12 protein-coding genes and 1 pseudogene are annotated in these 14,149 nt (G+C 59.7%); 11 read left to right on the top strand and 2 right to left on the bottom strand.

Features of this window, described 5'->3' with window-relative positions; all coding sequences use genetic code 11:
* Nucleotides 1-370: 370 nt before the first annotated feature.
* The 3 genes and pseudogenes from BA011_RS24910 to BA011_RS42125 form a co-directional block, all read left to right on the top strand.
* Nucleotides 371-2,188: a putative bifunctional diguanylate cyclase/phosphodiesterase gene (locus tag BA011_RS24910; protein ID WP_065282730.1), complete on the top strand. Its 1,818-nt coding sequence runs from the start codon at nucleotides 371-373 to the stop codon at nucleotides 2,186-2,188.
* A gap of 83 nt (nucleotides 2,189-2,271) precedes the next feature.
* On the top strand, nucleotides 2,272-3,231 hold the full coding sequence (locus BA011_RS24905; RefSeq protein ID WP_186806586.1) for an HD-GYP domain-containing protein: 960 nt from the start codon (nucleotides 2,272-2,274) through the stop codon (nucleotides 3,229-3,231).
* Between the two features lie 144 nt (nucleotides 3,232-3,375).
* Nucleotides 3,376-3,713: pseudogene (locus BA011_RS42125) on the top strand (TOBE domain-containing protein); the annotation flags it as partial.
* Nucleotides 3,714-3,803: 90 nt separating this feature from the next.
* Here BA011_RS42125 and BA011_RS24895 read toward each other — a convergent pair.
* Nucleotides 3,804-4,484 (bottom strand): peroxiredoxin-like family protein, encoded by a 681-nt coding sequence (locus tag BA011_RS24895; RefSeq protein WP_065282727.1) that lies wholly within the window; start codon nucleotides 4,482-4,484, stop codon nucleotides 3,804-3,806.
* Between the two features lie 392 nt (nucleotides 4,485-4,876).
* Between BA011_RS24895 and BA011_RS24890 the strand changes: the two genes are divergently transcribed.
* The 7 genes from BA011_RS24890 to BA011_RS24860 all read left to right on the top strand — a co-directional run bounded on the left by BA011_RS24890 (nucleotide 4,877) and on the right by BA011_RS24860 (nucleotide 11,515).
* Nucleotides 4,877-5,341, top strand: a complete 465-nt coding sequence (locus tag BA011_RS24890; protein WP_025397397.1) for an NUDIX domain-containing protein — start codon at nucleotides 4,877-4,879, stop codon at nucleotides 5,339-5,341.
* Nucleotides 5,342-5,514: 173 nt separating this feature from the next.
* Nucleotides 5,515-5,796: a hypothetical protein gene (locus BA011_RS24885; protein WP_025397396.1), complete on the top strand. Its 282-nt coding sequence runs from the start codon at nucleotides 5,515-5,517 to the stop codon at nucleotides 5,794-5,796.
* A 268-nt stretch (nucleotides 5,797-6,064) separates the two neighbouring features.
* Nucleotides 6,065-6,940 carry a DMT family transporter gene (locus BA011_RS24880; protein WP_065282726.1) on the top strand — a complete coding sequence of 292 codons (876 nt, stop codon included), beginning with the start codon at nucleotides 6,065-6,067 and terminating at the stop codon, nucleotides 6,938-6,940.
* A gap of 159 nt (nucleotides 6,941-7,099) precedes the next feature.
* The gene (locus BA011_RS24875; RefSeq protein WP_065282725.1) at nucleotides 7,100-8,014 is read left to right on the top strand and encodes an ABC transporter permease; all 915 of its coding nucleotides are present in this window, start codon (nucleotides 7,100-7,102) and stop codon (nucleotides 8,012-8,014) included.
* 3 nt (nucleotides 8,015-8,017) lie between these two features.
* Nucleotides 8,018-8,944: an ABC transporter permease gene (locus BA011_RS24870; protein ID WP_186806585.1), complete on the top strand. Its 927-nt coding sequence runs from the start codon at nucleotides 8,018-8,020 to the stop codon at nucleotides 8,942-8,944.
* Nucleotides 8,937-10,571, top strand: coding sequence for an ABC transporter ATP-binding protein (locus BA011_RS24865; RefSeq protein WP_065282723.1), 1,635 nt, complete (start codon nucleotides 8,937-8,939; stop codon nucleotides 10,569-10,571). The genes BA011_RS24870 and BA011_RS24865 overlap by 8 nt, the downstream gene beginning before the upstream one ends.
* Nucleotides 10,568-11,515, top strand: coding sequence for a 2-hydroxyacid dehydrogenase (locus BA011_RS24860; protein ID WP_065282722.1), 948 nt, complete (start codon nucleotides 10,568-10,570; stop codon nucleotides 11,513-11,515). The genes BA011_RS24865 and BA011_RS24860 overlap by 4 nt, the downstream gene beginning before the upstream one ends.
* Nucleotides 11,516-11,542: 27 nt before the next feature.
* Here the strand turns inward: BA011_RS24860 and BA011_RS24855 are convergent, their stop codons facing one another.
* On the bottom strand, nucleotides 11,543-12,262 hold the full coding sequence (locus BA011_RS24855; RefSeq protein ID WP_065282721.1) for a GntR family transcriptional regulator: 720 nt from the start codon (nucleotides 12,260-12,262) through the stop codon (nucleotides 11,543-11,545).
* 143 nt (nucleotides 12,263-12,405) lie between these two features.
* On the opposite strand from BA011_RS24855, the gene araD reads away from it, so the two are divergent.
* Complete coding sequence (araD, locus tag BA011_RS24850; RefSeq protein ID WP_065282720.1) at nucleotides 12,406-14,142, top strand: L-arabinonate dehydratase; 1,737 nt, start codon at nucleotides 12,406-12,408, stop codon at nucleotides 14,140-14,142.
* The last annotated feature ends 7 nt before the right edge of the window (nucleotides 14,143-14,149 follow it).

Here is a 14,149-nt window from a genome sequence, read left to right as displayed (position 1 = left end):
CGTGACATTTGAATGAAGCAGGCCGACGGTCGAGGACGTCTGCCTCAAACGGCATGGCATCGTGGAACAGGGCACCAAGCCCTGCCAATCAGAGGCGATTATGCGCCAGGCATGCGCCAATCCGGGCATCACACCCGTTCAGCCCGGAACGTCTGTTCCACGAGCAAAAGGAGATGAGTCCCACGATCGATTATTCAAGGCCTGCGTGAGCCGACCGACCCTGCCCTCTTGTCTGGACTTTCTAACTCCGCTTCGGGGCTCGGCCGTTGATGGCTTGCGAGTGCGTTCATTCGATCAAAATCTAATCAACGGCGTAACCTGATTTGAAAGTCGGTTTGGTACGGAGGGTCTCCTTCCGGGAAGTGACGCCATGATCCTTGAGTTGCAGAATGCCATTCTGGAAATGATTGCCAAAGGGGAACCGCTGGCAGCAACGATCGAGCAACTTTGCCTCAGGGTTGAGGCCGCCGTTCCTGGGATCATCGCTTCGGTGCTGACGTTCGACGGGAGCCGTCTTCACACACTTTCTGGCCCCTCCCTTCCGCCCGACTATTCAGCGGCTGTCGACAATCTTGAAGCCGGTCCTCTTGCGGGCTCCTGTGGCGCTGCCGCTTATTTTGGAGCACCGGTCGTTGTCACCGATATCGAGACCGATCCTCGTTGGCAGGACTTCAAGTCCCTGGTCCTTCCGCTGGGGTTGCGGGCTTGCTGGTCCAGCCCGATCAAGCGTGGCGAGCGGGTGATCGGCACCTTTGCCTTCTACTATCGAGAACACGGCGGTCCGAAGGCCGTCGAACGAGACCTCGTCGAAGCTTGTGTCCATCTCTGCACAATCGCCATCGATCGCGAAGAGCGGGTGATGGAACGTCAGCGGCTGACATACAGCGACGCTATGACGGGACTGTCGAATCGCGCTCGTTTCAACCAGCTTCTCGCCGAAGAGCTGCCTCGATCCCGGCGCGCCTGGGGCATCCTGCTTGTTGACATCGACAACTTGAAACTCGTGAACGACACGTTCGGGCACGCAGCCGGCGACGCATTGATTCAAGTGGTTGCAGACCGGATCGCCGCAACAGCAGGCGCCAAAAACACCTTTAGGCTTGGTGGAGATGAGTTTGCTGTCATTGTGTCGGACGACAAAGACCTTGATCTGAGTGCGAGGGCCTCCGACATCCTCAAAGCGCTGTCTTCTCCTTCAACGTGCGACGGTCATGTCGTCTTTCCCGCCGCGACGATTGGCGGTGCGTTGGCGGAGACGGAAACAAACTCTGACCAGATCCGCCAGAACGCCGATGTGGCGCTCTATCATGCGAAAGAACACAGTCGTGGCCGGTACGTGCAACACTATCCCGGCCTGGGCACCGCCCTGACCAGACGCTTCAGGGCGGTTCGCGATGTGGGTGTCGCCCTGGAAGACGATCGGATCGATGCGCATTACCAACCGATCTTGCGCCTCGATACACGGGAAATTGTAGGCTTCGAAGCCTTATGTCGAATGACCACGCCTTCCGGCGAAATCATAGCTGCAGCGCATTTCCATGAGGCGACGAAAGACGCGCATATTGCTGCTGAGCTGACCCAACGGATGTTGCTGAGGGTCGCGAGAGACATCCGCAGCTGGCTCGCCCGAGGCCTTCCTCTCCAGCATGTCGGCATCAACCTGTCCGCCGCAGACTTTCGTGGCGGTAATCTGCAAGACAGGCTGTGCCGAATTTTCGGGGAAGCGGAGGTTCCTCTTAAGCACATCATCCTCGAAGTGACGGAATCGGTTTATCTCGGACAACGGGACTATGTCGTAGCGGACGAGATAAAGGCTCTTCGGTCCAAGGGCTTGCGGGTTGCCCTCGACGACTTTGGCACTGGCTACGCGTCTTTGACCCACCTGCTGACGGTGCCGGTCGACATCATCAAGATCGACAAGTCCTTCATCGACCGCATGGTGCCGGGCGACGCTGGGACCTTCATCGTTGAGGGCCTGATCGGAATAGCTCACAAGCTGGGAATCCGGGTCGTCGCAGAAGGGATTGAAACAGAACCCCAAGCTGTTCAATTGAGCCAGCTCGGCTGCAAGCTCGGACAGGGCTATCTGTTTTCGAAAGCAGTCGATCGAACGGTTGCCACGGCCATCTTAGAGCAGCATGGACAACGGCTCAAGCAAGACAAGACCCGTGCGGCCGGAGCCCTATAGCTTGAGCGAGTTTTCGCGCTCGGGCCAGCCCCGGATACCTGAGACAACGCTTGAGTACCAAGATCATTTTGAACGGATCAGAGATGCGAAAACGGATACATGTCAGCCAGCTGCGGGTAGGAATGTATGTCGAGGACGTCGAAATCGAGGGAGAAGACAGGACACGCCGGTTCAAGCCTTTCCTGATCTCTGCCGCCGGTCAGGTCGAGAGTTTGATGGCAAACCGGCTGATGACTGTTGTTATCGACGTCGGAAAAGGCGCAGATGTCGACCCGGGTGCGCCACAGGATATCGACCGGGCTGCGTTTGACGCCCAGCTTCGTGCCGTGTTTTCGGCGAAGGATATCAAGCAGGCGAGGGAATGCGTCGAGGATACGAGACCGCAGATCCGTCAAATGCTTGCCCACGCCAGGATCAAAGCCTCTTTCGCCAGTGATGCGGCAAGCGCAGCTGTGGAGCGGATCATGTCGGCAGCCTTCGACAACGCCGGCGCGCTGATCGCAGTCGCAAAGCTGAAGGAAAAAGATGAGCTGACGTTCCTCCACTCGCTGGCGGTAAGCGCGTTGATGATCACCCTAGGGCGCAGCCTCGGTCATGGAGAAGAGGAGGTACGGGTCCTGGGACTCGGCGGACTGGTTCACGATCTTGGAAAAATGGCGCTGCCGGACGACATCTTGACGAAACCCGGTAAGCTGACGGCCGAGGAAATGGATCTTGTCCGCGGGCATCCTCAGCGGGGATATGAGCTGGTTTCCCATGTCGCGCATGTCCCGAAGCCGGTGCTCGACATTTGTCGCTACCACCACGAAAAATTCGATGGCTCGGGCTATCCTGGCCGGCTCGCCGGAAAGAAGATCCCTTACGTCGCCCGGCTTGCGGCGATTTGTGACGTTTACGAAGCGCTGACCACAATCAGGCCGTATAAGCGCGCCTTCTCGCAAGCAGAGGCGATCAACATGATGATGAATTCGCCGGGCCATTTCGATAGCCAGCTTCTTTCCGCATTCGTGTCAAAAATGGTAATCAGCGGCACGCTCCACTAAAGCCGTACGGCGGTCGCACTGGGGGACCATGGTCAGAAGTGATATTCTGCTGGCAGGGGCGATCTTGCTTTCCGCGATCATCGTTGGTGGCGCGATCCTCATCCGCCCCTCCGATTTTGATCGATGCCTGGCGGTGATTTCCGCCAGGTCAGCACTTCAGGGCCGCGGAGTTGATCGCGGACGGCGGAGGTAGGCTGCCACTGCCCGAAGCAGCGTCATTGGAACGCGGTGCACAGCTTATCTACGGCATTCGCCATGAGCATCTCACAATCGGACAAGGTCCCGTTGCCGCTGAGGTCGTTCTCGTCGAGCCCACCGGTGCTGAGATCCAGGTCACCACGAAGTTTGGTGCGGATCACCTCGTTGCGACGGTAAGAGAGCGCCTTGATCTGCGCGCCGGCGACCAGATCGTCATTGCCCCGGATCTCAGTAAACTGCATCTGTTCGACGCAAAAACCGAGCAACGGTTGAAGTCTGTCTAACGTGACTATTTTCTCGGGCTGGCGGAACGCGGAGGTCAAACTGATGACAGTCGGAGAGTTCGCCAACGCTGGCCGATGGTTCGTTGAAAGTCAGCGTTCAAGGCTGCCGGCGGCGGCGATTATCTCCGCCGCAGTCGGGAAGATGCCAAGACTGTTCGGCCCGTCCAGCGCCTCGATTTGCGACCAGGCGATGGTGCCGTTCGCATTGACCAGGAAGTGCCCAACGAGCTGGGTAGCGTGGTTCGCGAAGGTCGCCATATCGGCTTCATCAAGCTCGAAGTGGTCCTTGGCGTTGAGTATAGTATTGGCTTCCATGGGCTGTAGCAATTCCGGCAACTCGCCCGTGGGGTTGATGCGCGCCGCCTGGAACTGCGCCATCGTCGCGCTATAAGGCCATTCGGGCTGCTTGGTGCTCCCATCGGGCAGGAACTCAGCATGAGGCACACCATAGGCCCGATGTGTGTGGCAGTCGGGATCGCATAGCAGCGTTACTGGCGTCGGACGGTGGCGGAAATACAGGCGAGCGCGTTCTACCGGTGTATTGATAACGGCCACGGTCTCCACTCCGGCGGCGCGGAGGGTGGGCTGTATGCCAGCAAGCTGTTCGACCTGGCGCCGGCAGAACGGGCAGTGCAGCCCGCGAAAGAACCCGATCACGAACGGGCGACCGCTCAAATCGGCGAAAGAGACGGTTCCGTCGAAGTTGGCCGTGGCGAGTGCGAAGGCGGGGGCGGTTTCTCCTGGTTGCAGCGGGCGTTTCTGGTCTTCCATGGAATAGTTCCTTTGTCGTATCGTCTAGGTAGACGACCGAAATTTAACTATATCACTTGTCGCAAGAAGGCCCAGCGTTCGATACTGAGATCGCCGAATGTGGTTCGGCATGCCATTTGGCCTTCCGACCGGCGTCGAGAGCCTTGCCGGTATCGATCGCCGCTCCTATCTTATTTAGAATAGACTGATGGAGCAACGAGATGGCGGAGCTTGTGGCCGACACTCTAATCGACATGACGATCGAGATCATTCCACCGGAAGACACAAAGGAACAACCCGATAGTCGTGCTTGCCTTTGCTGTAAGCGCCGGCGTCAGTGGATGGACGATGACGGCTGCGGCATCTGTGAGGAATGCTTGGCCTCGTGATCGACAAAAGAAGGGCACAAGACGATGGCAATCCGCAGCGCCGGACTTCTGCTATACCGGCGTGTTTCCAGCGACATCGAAGTGCTTCTCGTCCATCCGGGCGGCCCTTTCTGGGCTGGGAAAGACGAGGCTGCGTGGTCGATCCCGAAGGGGCTGGTCGAACCTGGAGAAGATGAGCTTGCGGCGGCAATAAGGGAGACTGCCGAAGAGCTGAGTGTAGCAGTCGATGGCAGGTTCACACCGTTGGGCGAATACCGACAACCCGGCGGAAAGATAGTCGTCGCGTGGGCGATCGAAGCCGATCCGATACTCGACGTGAATGCGATACAAAGTTGCCAATTCGAAATGGAATGGCCACCACGGTCGGGCCAGGTAAAGAGCTTTCCTGAAGTCGATCGGGCGGGGTGGTTTTCCCCTCCCGACGCAGCCATAAAGCTGTTGAAAGGGCAGCGATCGATGCTTGCCGACCTCCTGACGCATCTGAAATGATAGGCTCGAAATTTATTGATTGAACCGCGCCATTTCGCTGCACCCATGCATGAGGTGCGCGGCAGCCATGAGTTGCTTCTGAAGACAGCTATCCTATCTGACAGTCACCGCCATATGACTGAAATCGAGAAATCGAGCTGCGATCCGCCTTGAGCACGCGCGAGGAGACAATCATGAACGGCATTTCCAAAACCCTGAACGACATGACGCTTGTCGAACGCTCGAGCCTGCTCGACACCGTCGCCGACGCCTTGGAAGCAACGGCCGAGGAGGCGGAAGGTGAGGGCGACACCCGCTTTGTCGCCAACTCCATCTGCGTCGCCAATACGATTCGCGGACTATCCGGGGACATGACGCCCCGCGATCTGCAGGCGGCCGAGTTGCTCCTTGAGCAGGGCATCATGCTCGTCCACCAGTTCTCGAACCGGGCGAAGACGAACGGAATGATCCACTAACAGTGAGCGAGGCGCTCCCGTCAGCAATGCGCTCTGTCAGTGTGACGGAGGCTGAAGGATTGAGATAAAGCCGTTGATCCGTACCGGGGAATAGCGGATGCCGCCGGCCCCTGGTGAGAACGAGTGGTCTCCGCCGCGGCAAACCGTGAGAGCGGGAGATTAGCAGACACGCCAGGAAGGCTTTATTTCCAATGGATTGCCGGTTCAACGCGCTGTATCGAATAGCCGATATAGCAGGGTTCACCTTGGTTCGGTCAGGAGAAGCGTGATGCAGCCTGGTCGCACAGGCCTTGCCGTCTGCATGATGGTGGCTGCCGCTTTTTTAAATAGTTTCGACGCAGTCATTGTGCGTTTGCTGGCAGGTGACGTGCATCCATTGATGATCGGCTTTTTCCGGTCGTTTTTCGGGCTTCTTGTCGTCACGCCCTGGATCGTCTCACGGGTCGACCTGAAATCCTCTCCCTATCGTGTTCTGCATGTCGTGCGTGCAGGTCTGAAGCTTGCCTCACTGGTTGCTTTGTTCGTCGCCTTTGCGCACGCGCCACTCGCCGATGCCACGGCGATCAATTTCACCATGCCCATGTTTCTCGTTCTCGGCGCGTGGCTGGTGCTCAAGGAGCATGTCGGCATCTCCAGCGTGGCCGGCATTGTCGCAGGTTTTATCGGCGTCATGATCATCATTCGCCCTGGAGCGTCCGGTTTCGACCAATGGCTGCTTTTTGCGCTGGCAGGAGCGGTCTTGACGGCGGCCAGCCAATTGATGCTGCGGCGGATGGCCTTGAGGGATAGTGCCGACCGGCTTGTTGCATGGAATCTGATAGCGACGGTGCCGCTTGGCCTGATCCTCATGCTGCCGGTCTGGTCAATGCCGACCTGGAACCAACTCGCACTGCTTGCCCTGCAAGGGGCGCTCGGCGCACTCAACATGACGCTGATCACGCGCGCCTTCGGCATGGCGGCCGCAAGCGTTCTGGCGCCGCTCGACTTTCTCCGACTGCCCGTCGTGGCCCTCATGGCCTTCTCATTTTTCTCGGAAGTTCCGGCCGCACAGACGTGGATCGGCGCTGCGGTGATCATCGGCGCGGCCATTATCGGAACCCGCGGCATGACATGGCGACGCAAGCCGCCGGTTGACAAGCCCTGATCATTTTTGGGGTTCACAAAAATTTTAGATGCACTAATATTTCAGTTTTAGCGACTGGTCGTCGAGCTGTGCCTGTTGCCGGAGGGGTATCACGGGCAGCGCAGACGAAGACGAAACCGGACATCACGACCCCCATGGGGTTCACTCGGGAGGAGTGGCATGAAGAGTTTCATCGGCAAACGCGCGATCGCCAGTGGCGTATCGCTCGTGGTGCTTATCGTCATCGTGTTCTTCCTGTCCCGACTGACGGGCGATCCGACCGACCTCTATCTGCCGATCGATGCGACCACCGAAATGCGCCAGCAATTCCGTGAGATGAACGGTTTCAACGATCCGTTGATCATCCAGTTCGGTCGTTATGTCTCGGATCTTGCCCAAGGCAATTTCGGTCAGTCACTGCGACAGGCCCGTCCGGCCATGGATGTGGTGCTGGAGGCTTTCGTCTGGACCTTCTGGCTGGCTGTCATCACCATGGCGCTGGTCACGGTCGCCGCGATCGTCATCGGTTCGCTCGCGGCGTTTCGCGTCGGCGGCGTCTTCGACCGCCTCGCCACTTTCTTCTCGCTGATCGGCGCTGCGGCGCCGGATTTCTGGCTGGCCATCGTGGCGATCGTCATTTTCGCCGTCAAACTGCATGTCCTGCCGACATCGGGAACGGGAACTTTCTGGCACTGGGTCCTGCCGGTCAGCGTGCTGTTCATCCGGCCTTTCGGCCTGATCCTGCAGGTGGTCCGCGGCTCGATGATCAGCGTTCTGTCTTCCGCCTATGTGAAGACGGCCCGCGCCAAGGGGGTCCGCTCGACCTCAATCATCTTCATTCACGGACTGCGCAATGCCATGCTGCCGGTGATCACAGTCATCGGCGACCAGGCGGCCGCCATCCTGAACGGTGCCGTCGTCGTCGAGACGGTGTTTGGCTTTCCGGGCATCGGCAAGCTGATGATCGATTCCATTTTGCTTCGCGATTTCGCCGTCGTGCTGGCCGTCATCATGGTCTCTGCACTGGCGATCTTCATCATGAACCTGTTGATCGACATCGCCTATGCGCTGCTCGATCCGCGCATCCGGTATTGAGCGATGACGATGGCCGACACACAAATCCTCGCCGAGAAAAAACCAAGCGGCCCGATCGGGCGCTGGCTGACGATGCTGTGGGCGGACAAGCTCGCTTTCTTCGCGGCGCTGTTCCTCTTGATCGTTCTGCTCTGTGCGCTGTTTGGCCCGTTCCTGCTGGAGGCCATCGCCACCAAGCAGAACCTGCGGGGCCGGAACGCGCCGCCGTTCGATATCACCCGCGGAATGCTTTATGTCCTCGGCGCCGATGCGCTCGGCAGGCCGCTTCTTGCCCGCGTTATCGTGGCGGCGCAAAACACCATCCTGGTTGCCGCGGCAGCCGTCCTCGCATCATCCGTCGTCGGTACGGCGCTCGGTCTGGTCGCAGGTTACAGCCGCTCCTCCGCGGCTCAATGGATCATGCGCCTCGGCGACGTCATCATGTCCTTTCCGTCGCTGCTTCTGGCGGTGATCGTGCTCTACATGCTCGAGCCCTCGGTCACCAATATCGTCCTCGTCCTGGCGATCACCCGCATTCCCATCTATCTGCGCACCACGCGCGCCGAAGTGCTGGAAGTGCGCGAGCGGATGTTCGTGCAGGCGGCGAAGGTCATGGGAGCATCGTACTGGCGCATTGTATTCCATCACATCCTGCCGGTGATCTTCCCCACGCTGGTGACCATCGCGACGCTGGATTTCGCCTTCGTCATGCTGGCGGAATCCTCCCTGTCATTCCTTGGGATCGGCATTCAGGCGCCGCAGATCACCTGGGGTCTCATGGTTGCGCAAGGACGACCCTATCTCACCAATGCCTGGTGGCTTTCCTTCTGGCCGGGCCTTGCAATCATTCTGACGACGCTGTCGCTGAACCTTCTGTCGAATTGGCTGCGCATCGCGCTCGATCCGACACAACGCTGGCGCCTTGAAATGAGGGGCAGGAAAAATGGCTGAACATCTTTTGGAAGTGCGTGACCTCTCGGTCGAGTTCCACACCGCCAGCGGGACCGTCAAGGCGGTGCAGGATGTCAGCTGGCATCTCGATCGCGGCGAGACGCTGGCGATCCTTGGGGAAAGCGGTTCGGGCAAATCCGTGTCGGCCTCGGCGATCATGAACCTGATCGACATGCCGCCCGGCAAGATCACCAGCGGCACCATTCTCCTCAACGGCCGCGACATGCTGAAAATGACGCCCGAGGAGCGGCGCTCGATCAACGGCGCCAAGATCGCCATGATCTTTCAGGACCCGCTCGCCCACCTCAATCCGGTCTATCCGGTCGGCTGGCAAATCACCGAGATGATGACGACGCATGGCCAGTCGGCGGAGCGCGCCGGCGCGAGGGCGCTCGAATTGATCGGGCGCGTCGGCATAACCGATCCGCAGGCAGCGATGCGAAAATATCCGTTCCAGTTCTCCGGCGGACAGCGGCAACGCCTGATGATCGCCATGGCAATCGCCTGCAAGCCCGATATTCTGATCGCGGATGAACCCACCACCGCGCTTGATGTGACGGTGCAGGCGCAGGTGCTCGAACTTCTGCAGGAGTTGCAGCAGGAAACCGGCATGGGCCTGTTGCTGATCACTCACGATTTGGGCGTCGTTGCCGAGATCGCCGACCGGGTCGTGGTGATGAACTCCGGCTGCGTGGTCGAAACCGGCAACGCGGCCGAAGTCTATCGCAACCCGCAGAACACCTACACGAAGAAGCTGATAGCCGCTGCACCGGGGAAGGGTGCGATGGCGCAACAGCGTGACCGGCAGGGCGAACCGCTGCTGCGCGCCATAGGCCTGAAAAAGAGTTTTGGCGCATTCCAGGCGCTGAAGGGCGTGGACTTCGTCATCATGCCCGGCGAGACGGTTGCCGTTGTCGGCGAGAGTGGTTCCGGCAAATCAACCCTTGCCCGGGCGATCGTTCGCCTCGATGATCCGCAGGAGGGCCAGGTTCTCTACCGCGGAAACGATCTGCTTGCGATGACCCCGAGGGAAATATTCGGGCTGCGCCGTGATTTGCAGATGGTCTTTCAGGACCCCACCCAGTCACTGAACCCGCGGATGAGCGTATTCCGTTTGATTTCCGAAGCCTGGGTTATTCACCCGGATATCCTGCCGAAAGCGAGATGGAAGGAGAGAGTGGCCGAGCTGCTCGTCAAGGTTGGCCTGAAACCGGATATGGCCGACCGGTATCCACATCAGTTTTCCGGCGGCCAGCGCCAGCGCATTGCGATTGCCCGGGCGCTGGCGATGGAGCCGAAACTGATCATCTGCGACGAGGCGGTTTCGGCACTCGACGTGTCGATCCAGGCGCAGGTGATCGCCTTGCTTGAGGGCCTGCGTCGCGAATTCGGCCTGTCCTACCTCTTCATCGCACACGACCTGCCGGTGGTTCGCGATTTTGCCGATCGCGTCATCGTCATGAAGGCCGGCGAGATAGTCGAGGAGGGGCCCGTCGAACAGATCTTCAACGCGCCATCCCACCCCTACACGCAGGCGCTTCTTGCCGCGAGCCTCGATCCCGATCCTGAGATCCAGGCCACCCGACGCGCCGCCCGCCAACGACAGGAAGGACTCGTTTCCGCATGAAGCCCGATGTTATCGTCGCCTATCCGCTCCGGCCCCATCAGATGGCGATGCTCGAGGAAAGCTACACGCTGCACCGGCTCGATCTTGTCAAAGGCGAAGAGCGGGATGCTCTCTTGCAGCAAGCCGGCCCGGTCTCTTCCGCGCTGGTCTGCAACGGCCATGTGACCATCGACGAAGCCCTGCTTTCGAAATTGCCGGCATTAAAGCTCGCCGCCTGTTCCTCGGCTGGCTACGACCAGATGGACGTCGAGGCGATGACACGGCGCGGCATCAAGCTCACCAACACATCCGAAGTGCTGTGCGACGATGTTGCCGATATGGCACTGCTTCTGATGCTTGCGGCACGCCGGCGCCTGCCGGAAGGCGATCGCTATGTGCGCTCCGGCGACTGGGGTCAGAAAGGGATGATGCCGCTGACGACATCGACCTCGGGCAAGAAGGCGGGGATCGTCGGCCTCGGCCGCATAGGGATGGCGATTGCCAAGCGATGCGAAGCTGTCGGACTGACGGTCGGCTATTATGGAAGGAGGAAGAAAGAAGGCAACGATTTTGCATATTTCGACACGCCGGTAAAACTGGCGGACTGGGCCGATATCCTGATCGTCGCGACGCCTGGCGGGGCCTCGACCGAAGGGTTGATTTCGGCGGACGTGCTGAATGCGCTCGGACCGACGGGCAGCTTCATCAACATCGCCCGGGGCACCGTGGTCGACGAGCCGGCCTTGATCAAGGCCTTGCAGGAAAGGCGGATCGCCTCGGCCGGCATCGATGTCTACCTCAACGAACCCAACCCCGATCCACGCTTCGCAGCGCTCGACAACATTGTACTCTATCCCCATCATGCCAGCGGTACCGAGGAAACACGCGACAGGATGGCGCAATTGACGGTCGACAACCTTGCGGCCTTCTTCGCAGGCAGGCCGCTACTGACGCCGGTCAACTGAGTCCGGCCAAATCCGCGGCGCGGCAGATTAGACGAAGTAGTCCGGGAACTCCTTCCGCAGGTCTTCCACTTTTGCGACGGTGCGGCTGAGATGTTCGCGGATCGCATCGACCGCACCCTGTTCGTTGCGCGCGGCAATCGCATCGATGATGGCGTGATGCCCATCGAGAATGCTGACGATCTTGCCCTTCTCGGGCAGATGCAGGCGACGAATACGCTCGAGATGGCCGGAGCGCTCGCGTATCAATTGGTGGAGGCTGCTGCGCTTGGCGCCTGCGAACAATGTCTGGTGAAAGAGCTCGTCGAGCTCCTGGAAGATCGCGATCTGATCGGCGTCGTCGGCGACTGCCGACTGCATCTTGATGATCGACCGGGCGCGGGTAATGACGCTCGGATCCGGATCCGGATCGGTTGCGAGGCGACGGCAAACTTCGGTTTCCAGTGCAACACGAAGGAAATGTGCTTCGTAAATCTGCAGGACATCAATCCTGGTCACCACAGTGCGGGACTGCGGATAAATGCGAACCAGACCCTCCTGTTTGAGAAGCTGCAATGCGTCACGGATAGGAGTCTGACTGACCTGATAAGTCTCGGTGAGTTCAGTGCGCGACAGCGTAGTGTCCGGCGGCAGCTGAATGGTGATGATGCGCTTTCGCAGATCATCATAGACCCGCTGGACGGTACTGCCGGCAACGACCGGAAAGCCGGGAGCGGTCAGGCCGAATGTGGAGGCGAACTGGGAATTCATGTGAGGCGTCCTTTTCGACTCCATTCATAGCTTTGCACGACCTAATGCACAAGAACGCAAACTTTCCATTGATATATATGTGAAACTAAAATATCAGTTGGTGCAAACGCTGAGATAAGCAAGCGAAAAGGTGGGAGAGAACAGTGACCGCCAGGAAAACCTACGAGCAATTGCGGTCCGCCCGATGGATGCTGCCGGATGATCAGCGCTCGTTCGGACACCGGTCGCGGACCATGCAGATGGGTTACGCGCCGGAGGATTGGCAGGGAAAGCCGATCATTGCCGTGATCAACACCTGGTCCGATGCGCAGCCGTGCCACATGCATTTCCGTGAACGCGTTGAATGGGTGAAGCGGGGAATTCTTCAGTCGGGTGGGTTCCCCATGGAACTGCCCGCTCTTTCCCTTTCCGAAAACTTCGTCAAGCCGACGACGATGCTCTATCGCAATATGCTGGCGATGGAGACCGAGGAACTGCTGCGCAGCCATCCTGTCGATGGCGCCGTTCTGATGGGCGGCTGCGACAAGACGACACCGGGCCTTGCCATGGGCGCTGTCAGCATGGGCATTCCCTTCATTTATCTGCCTGCCGGCCCGATGCTTCGCGGCAACTATGCCGGCAAGACGCTGGGCTCCGGCACCGACGGCTTCAAATACTGGGACGAGCGCCGCGCCGGCACGATCACCCAGGAGGAGTGGGAGGGCATCGAAGGCGGGATCGCCCGCAGTTACGGCCATTGCATGACCATGGGCACGGCGTCGACGATGACGGCGATCGCCGAGGCTATGGGGTTGACGCTGCCGGGCGCATCCTCGATCCCCGCAGCCGACGCCAACCACCAGCGAATGTCGGCGGCCTGCGGCCGCCGCATCGTCGATATGGTGTGGGAGGATCTGACGCCGGACCAGATCATCACTCCCGCGGCCGTCGACAACGCAGTCACGGTCGCCATGGCGACCGGCTGTTCCACCAATGCCATCATTCACCTGATCGCCATGGCGCGGCGCGCCGGCGTCCCGTTGGAGCTCGATGATCTCGATCGCATTGGTCGCACGACGCCGGTGCTCGCCAACATCCGGCCTTCTGGTTCGACCTACCTGATGGAGGATTTCTTTTATGCGGGTGGCCTGCGCGCTCTGATGAAGCAGCTCGGCGACAAGCTCGATCCCACCGCGATCACCGTGACGGGCAAACCCTTGGTGGAAGGTCTCGACCAGGTGAAGATCTACAATGACGACGTTATCCGGCCATTGTCGAACCCGGTCTATCACGAAGGTTCGCTGGCCGTGCTCAAGGGGAACCTGTGTCCCGACGGCGCGGTCATCAAACCGGCGGCCTGCGACCCGAAATTCCATCGCCATTGCGGCCCGGCGCTGGTCGCAGACAGCTATGCGGAGATGAAGAAGATCATCGATGATCCAGACTATCCGCTGACGCCGGACACGGTTCTCGTTCTCCGCAATGCCGGCCCCCAGGGCGGACCGGGCATGCCGGAATGGGGCATGATCCCGATGCCGAGGGCGCTGTTGAAGCTCGGCCTGCGCGACATGGTGCGGATCTCGGACGCCCGCATGTCCGGAACCAGTTTCGGTGCCTGCGTGCTGCATGTCGCACCGGAATCTTATGTTGGCGGGCCTTTGGCGCTGCTGAGAACGGGGGACATGGTCGAGCTTGATATTCCGGCACGCAGCCTCAATATGCTGGTTTCCGAAGAAGAGATCACAGCGCGGCGGGCCGCCTGGGTGGCGCCGACGCGGCATTACGAGCGCGGCTACGGGTTCATGTTCTCCCGCCATATCGAGCAGGCCGACAAAGGCTGCGACTTTGATTTCCTGACGACGCAATTCGGTGGCAAGACGCCGGAACCGGCTATCAACTGAGGCACCA

Source organism: Rhizobium leguminosarum, from assembly GCF_001679785.1.
Lineage (GTDB): Bacteria > Pseudomonadota > Alphaproteobacteria > Rhizobiales > Rhizobiaceae > Rhizobium > Rhizobium leguminosarum_R.
Note: the sequence above shows the minus strand (reverse complement) of the source record. Positions and strands in the feature narration are given on the sequence as shown.

Coding starts and splice junctions, on each gene's coding strand:
- BA011_RS24895 (WP_065282727.1), bottom strand. CDS start 4,484: ATGGAAGACCAGAAACGCCCGCTGCAACCAGGAGAAACCGCCCCCGCC.
- BA011_RS24865 (WP_065282723.1), top strand. CDS start 8,937: ATGGCTGAACATCTTTTGGAAGTGCGTGACCTCTCGGTCGAGTTCCAC.
- BA011_RS24880 (WP_065282726.1), top strand. CDS start 6,065: ATGCAGCCTGGTCGCACAGGCCTTGCCGTCTGCATGATGGTGGCTGCC.
- BA011_RS24910 (WP_065282730.1), top strand. CDS start 371: ATGATCCTTGAGTTGCAGAATGCCATTCTGGAAATGATTGCCAAAGGG.
- BA011_RS24890 (WP_025397397.1), top strand. CDS start 4,877: ATGGCAATCCGCAGCGCCGGACTTCTGCTATACCGGCGTGTTTCCAGC.
- BA011_RS24870 (WP_186806585.1), top strand. CDS start 8,018: ATGACGATGGCCGACACACAAATCCTCGCCGAGAAAAAACCAAGCGGC.
- BA011_RS24855 (WP_065282721.1), bottom strand. CDS start 12,262: ATGAATTCCCAGTTCGCCTCCACATTCGGCCTGACCGCTCCCGGCTTT.
- BA011_RS24905 (WP_186806586.1), top strand. CDS start 2,272: ATGCGAAAACGGATACATGTCAGCCAGCTGCGGGTAGGAATGTATGTC.
- BA011_RS24875 (WP_065282725.1), top strand. CDS start 7,100: ATGAAGAGTTTCATCGGCAAACGCGCGATCGCCAGTGGCGTATCGCTC.
- BA011_RS24885 (WP_025397396.1), top strand. CDS start 5,515: ATGAACGGCATTTCCAAAACCCTGAACGACATGACGCTTGTCGAACGC.
- BA011_RS24860 (WP_065282722.1), top strand. CDS start 10,568: ATGAAGCCCGATGTTATCGTCGCCTATCCGCTCCGGCCCCATCAGATG.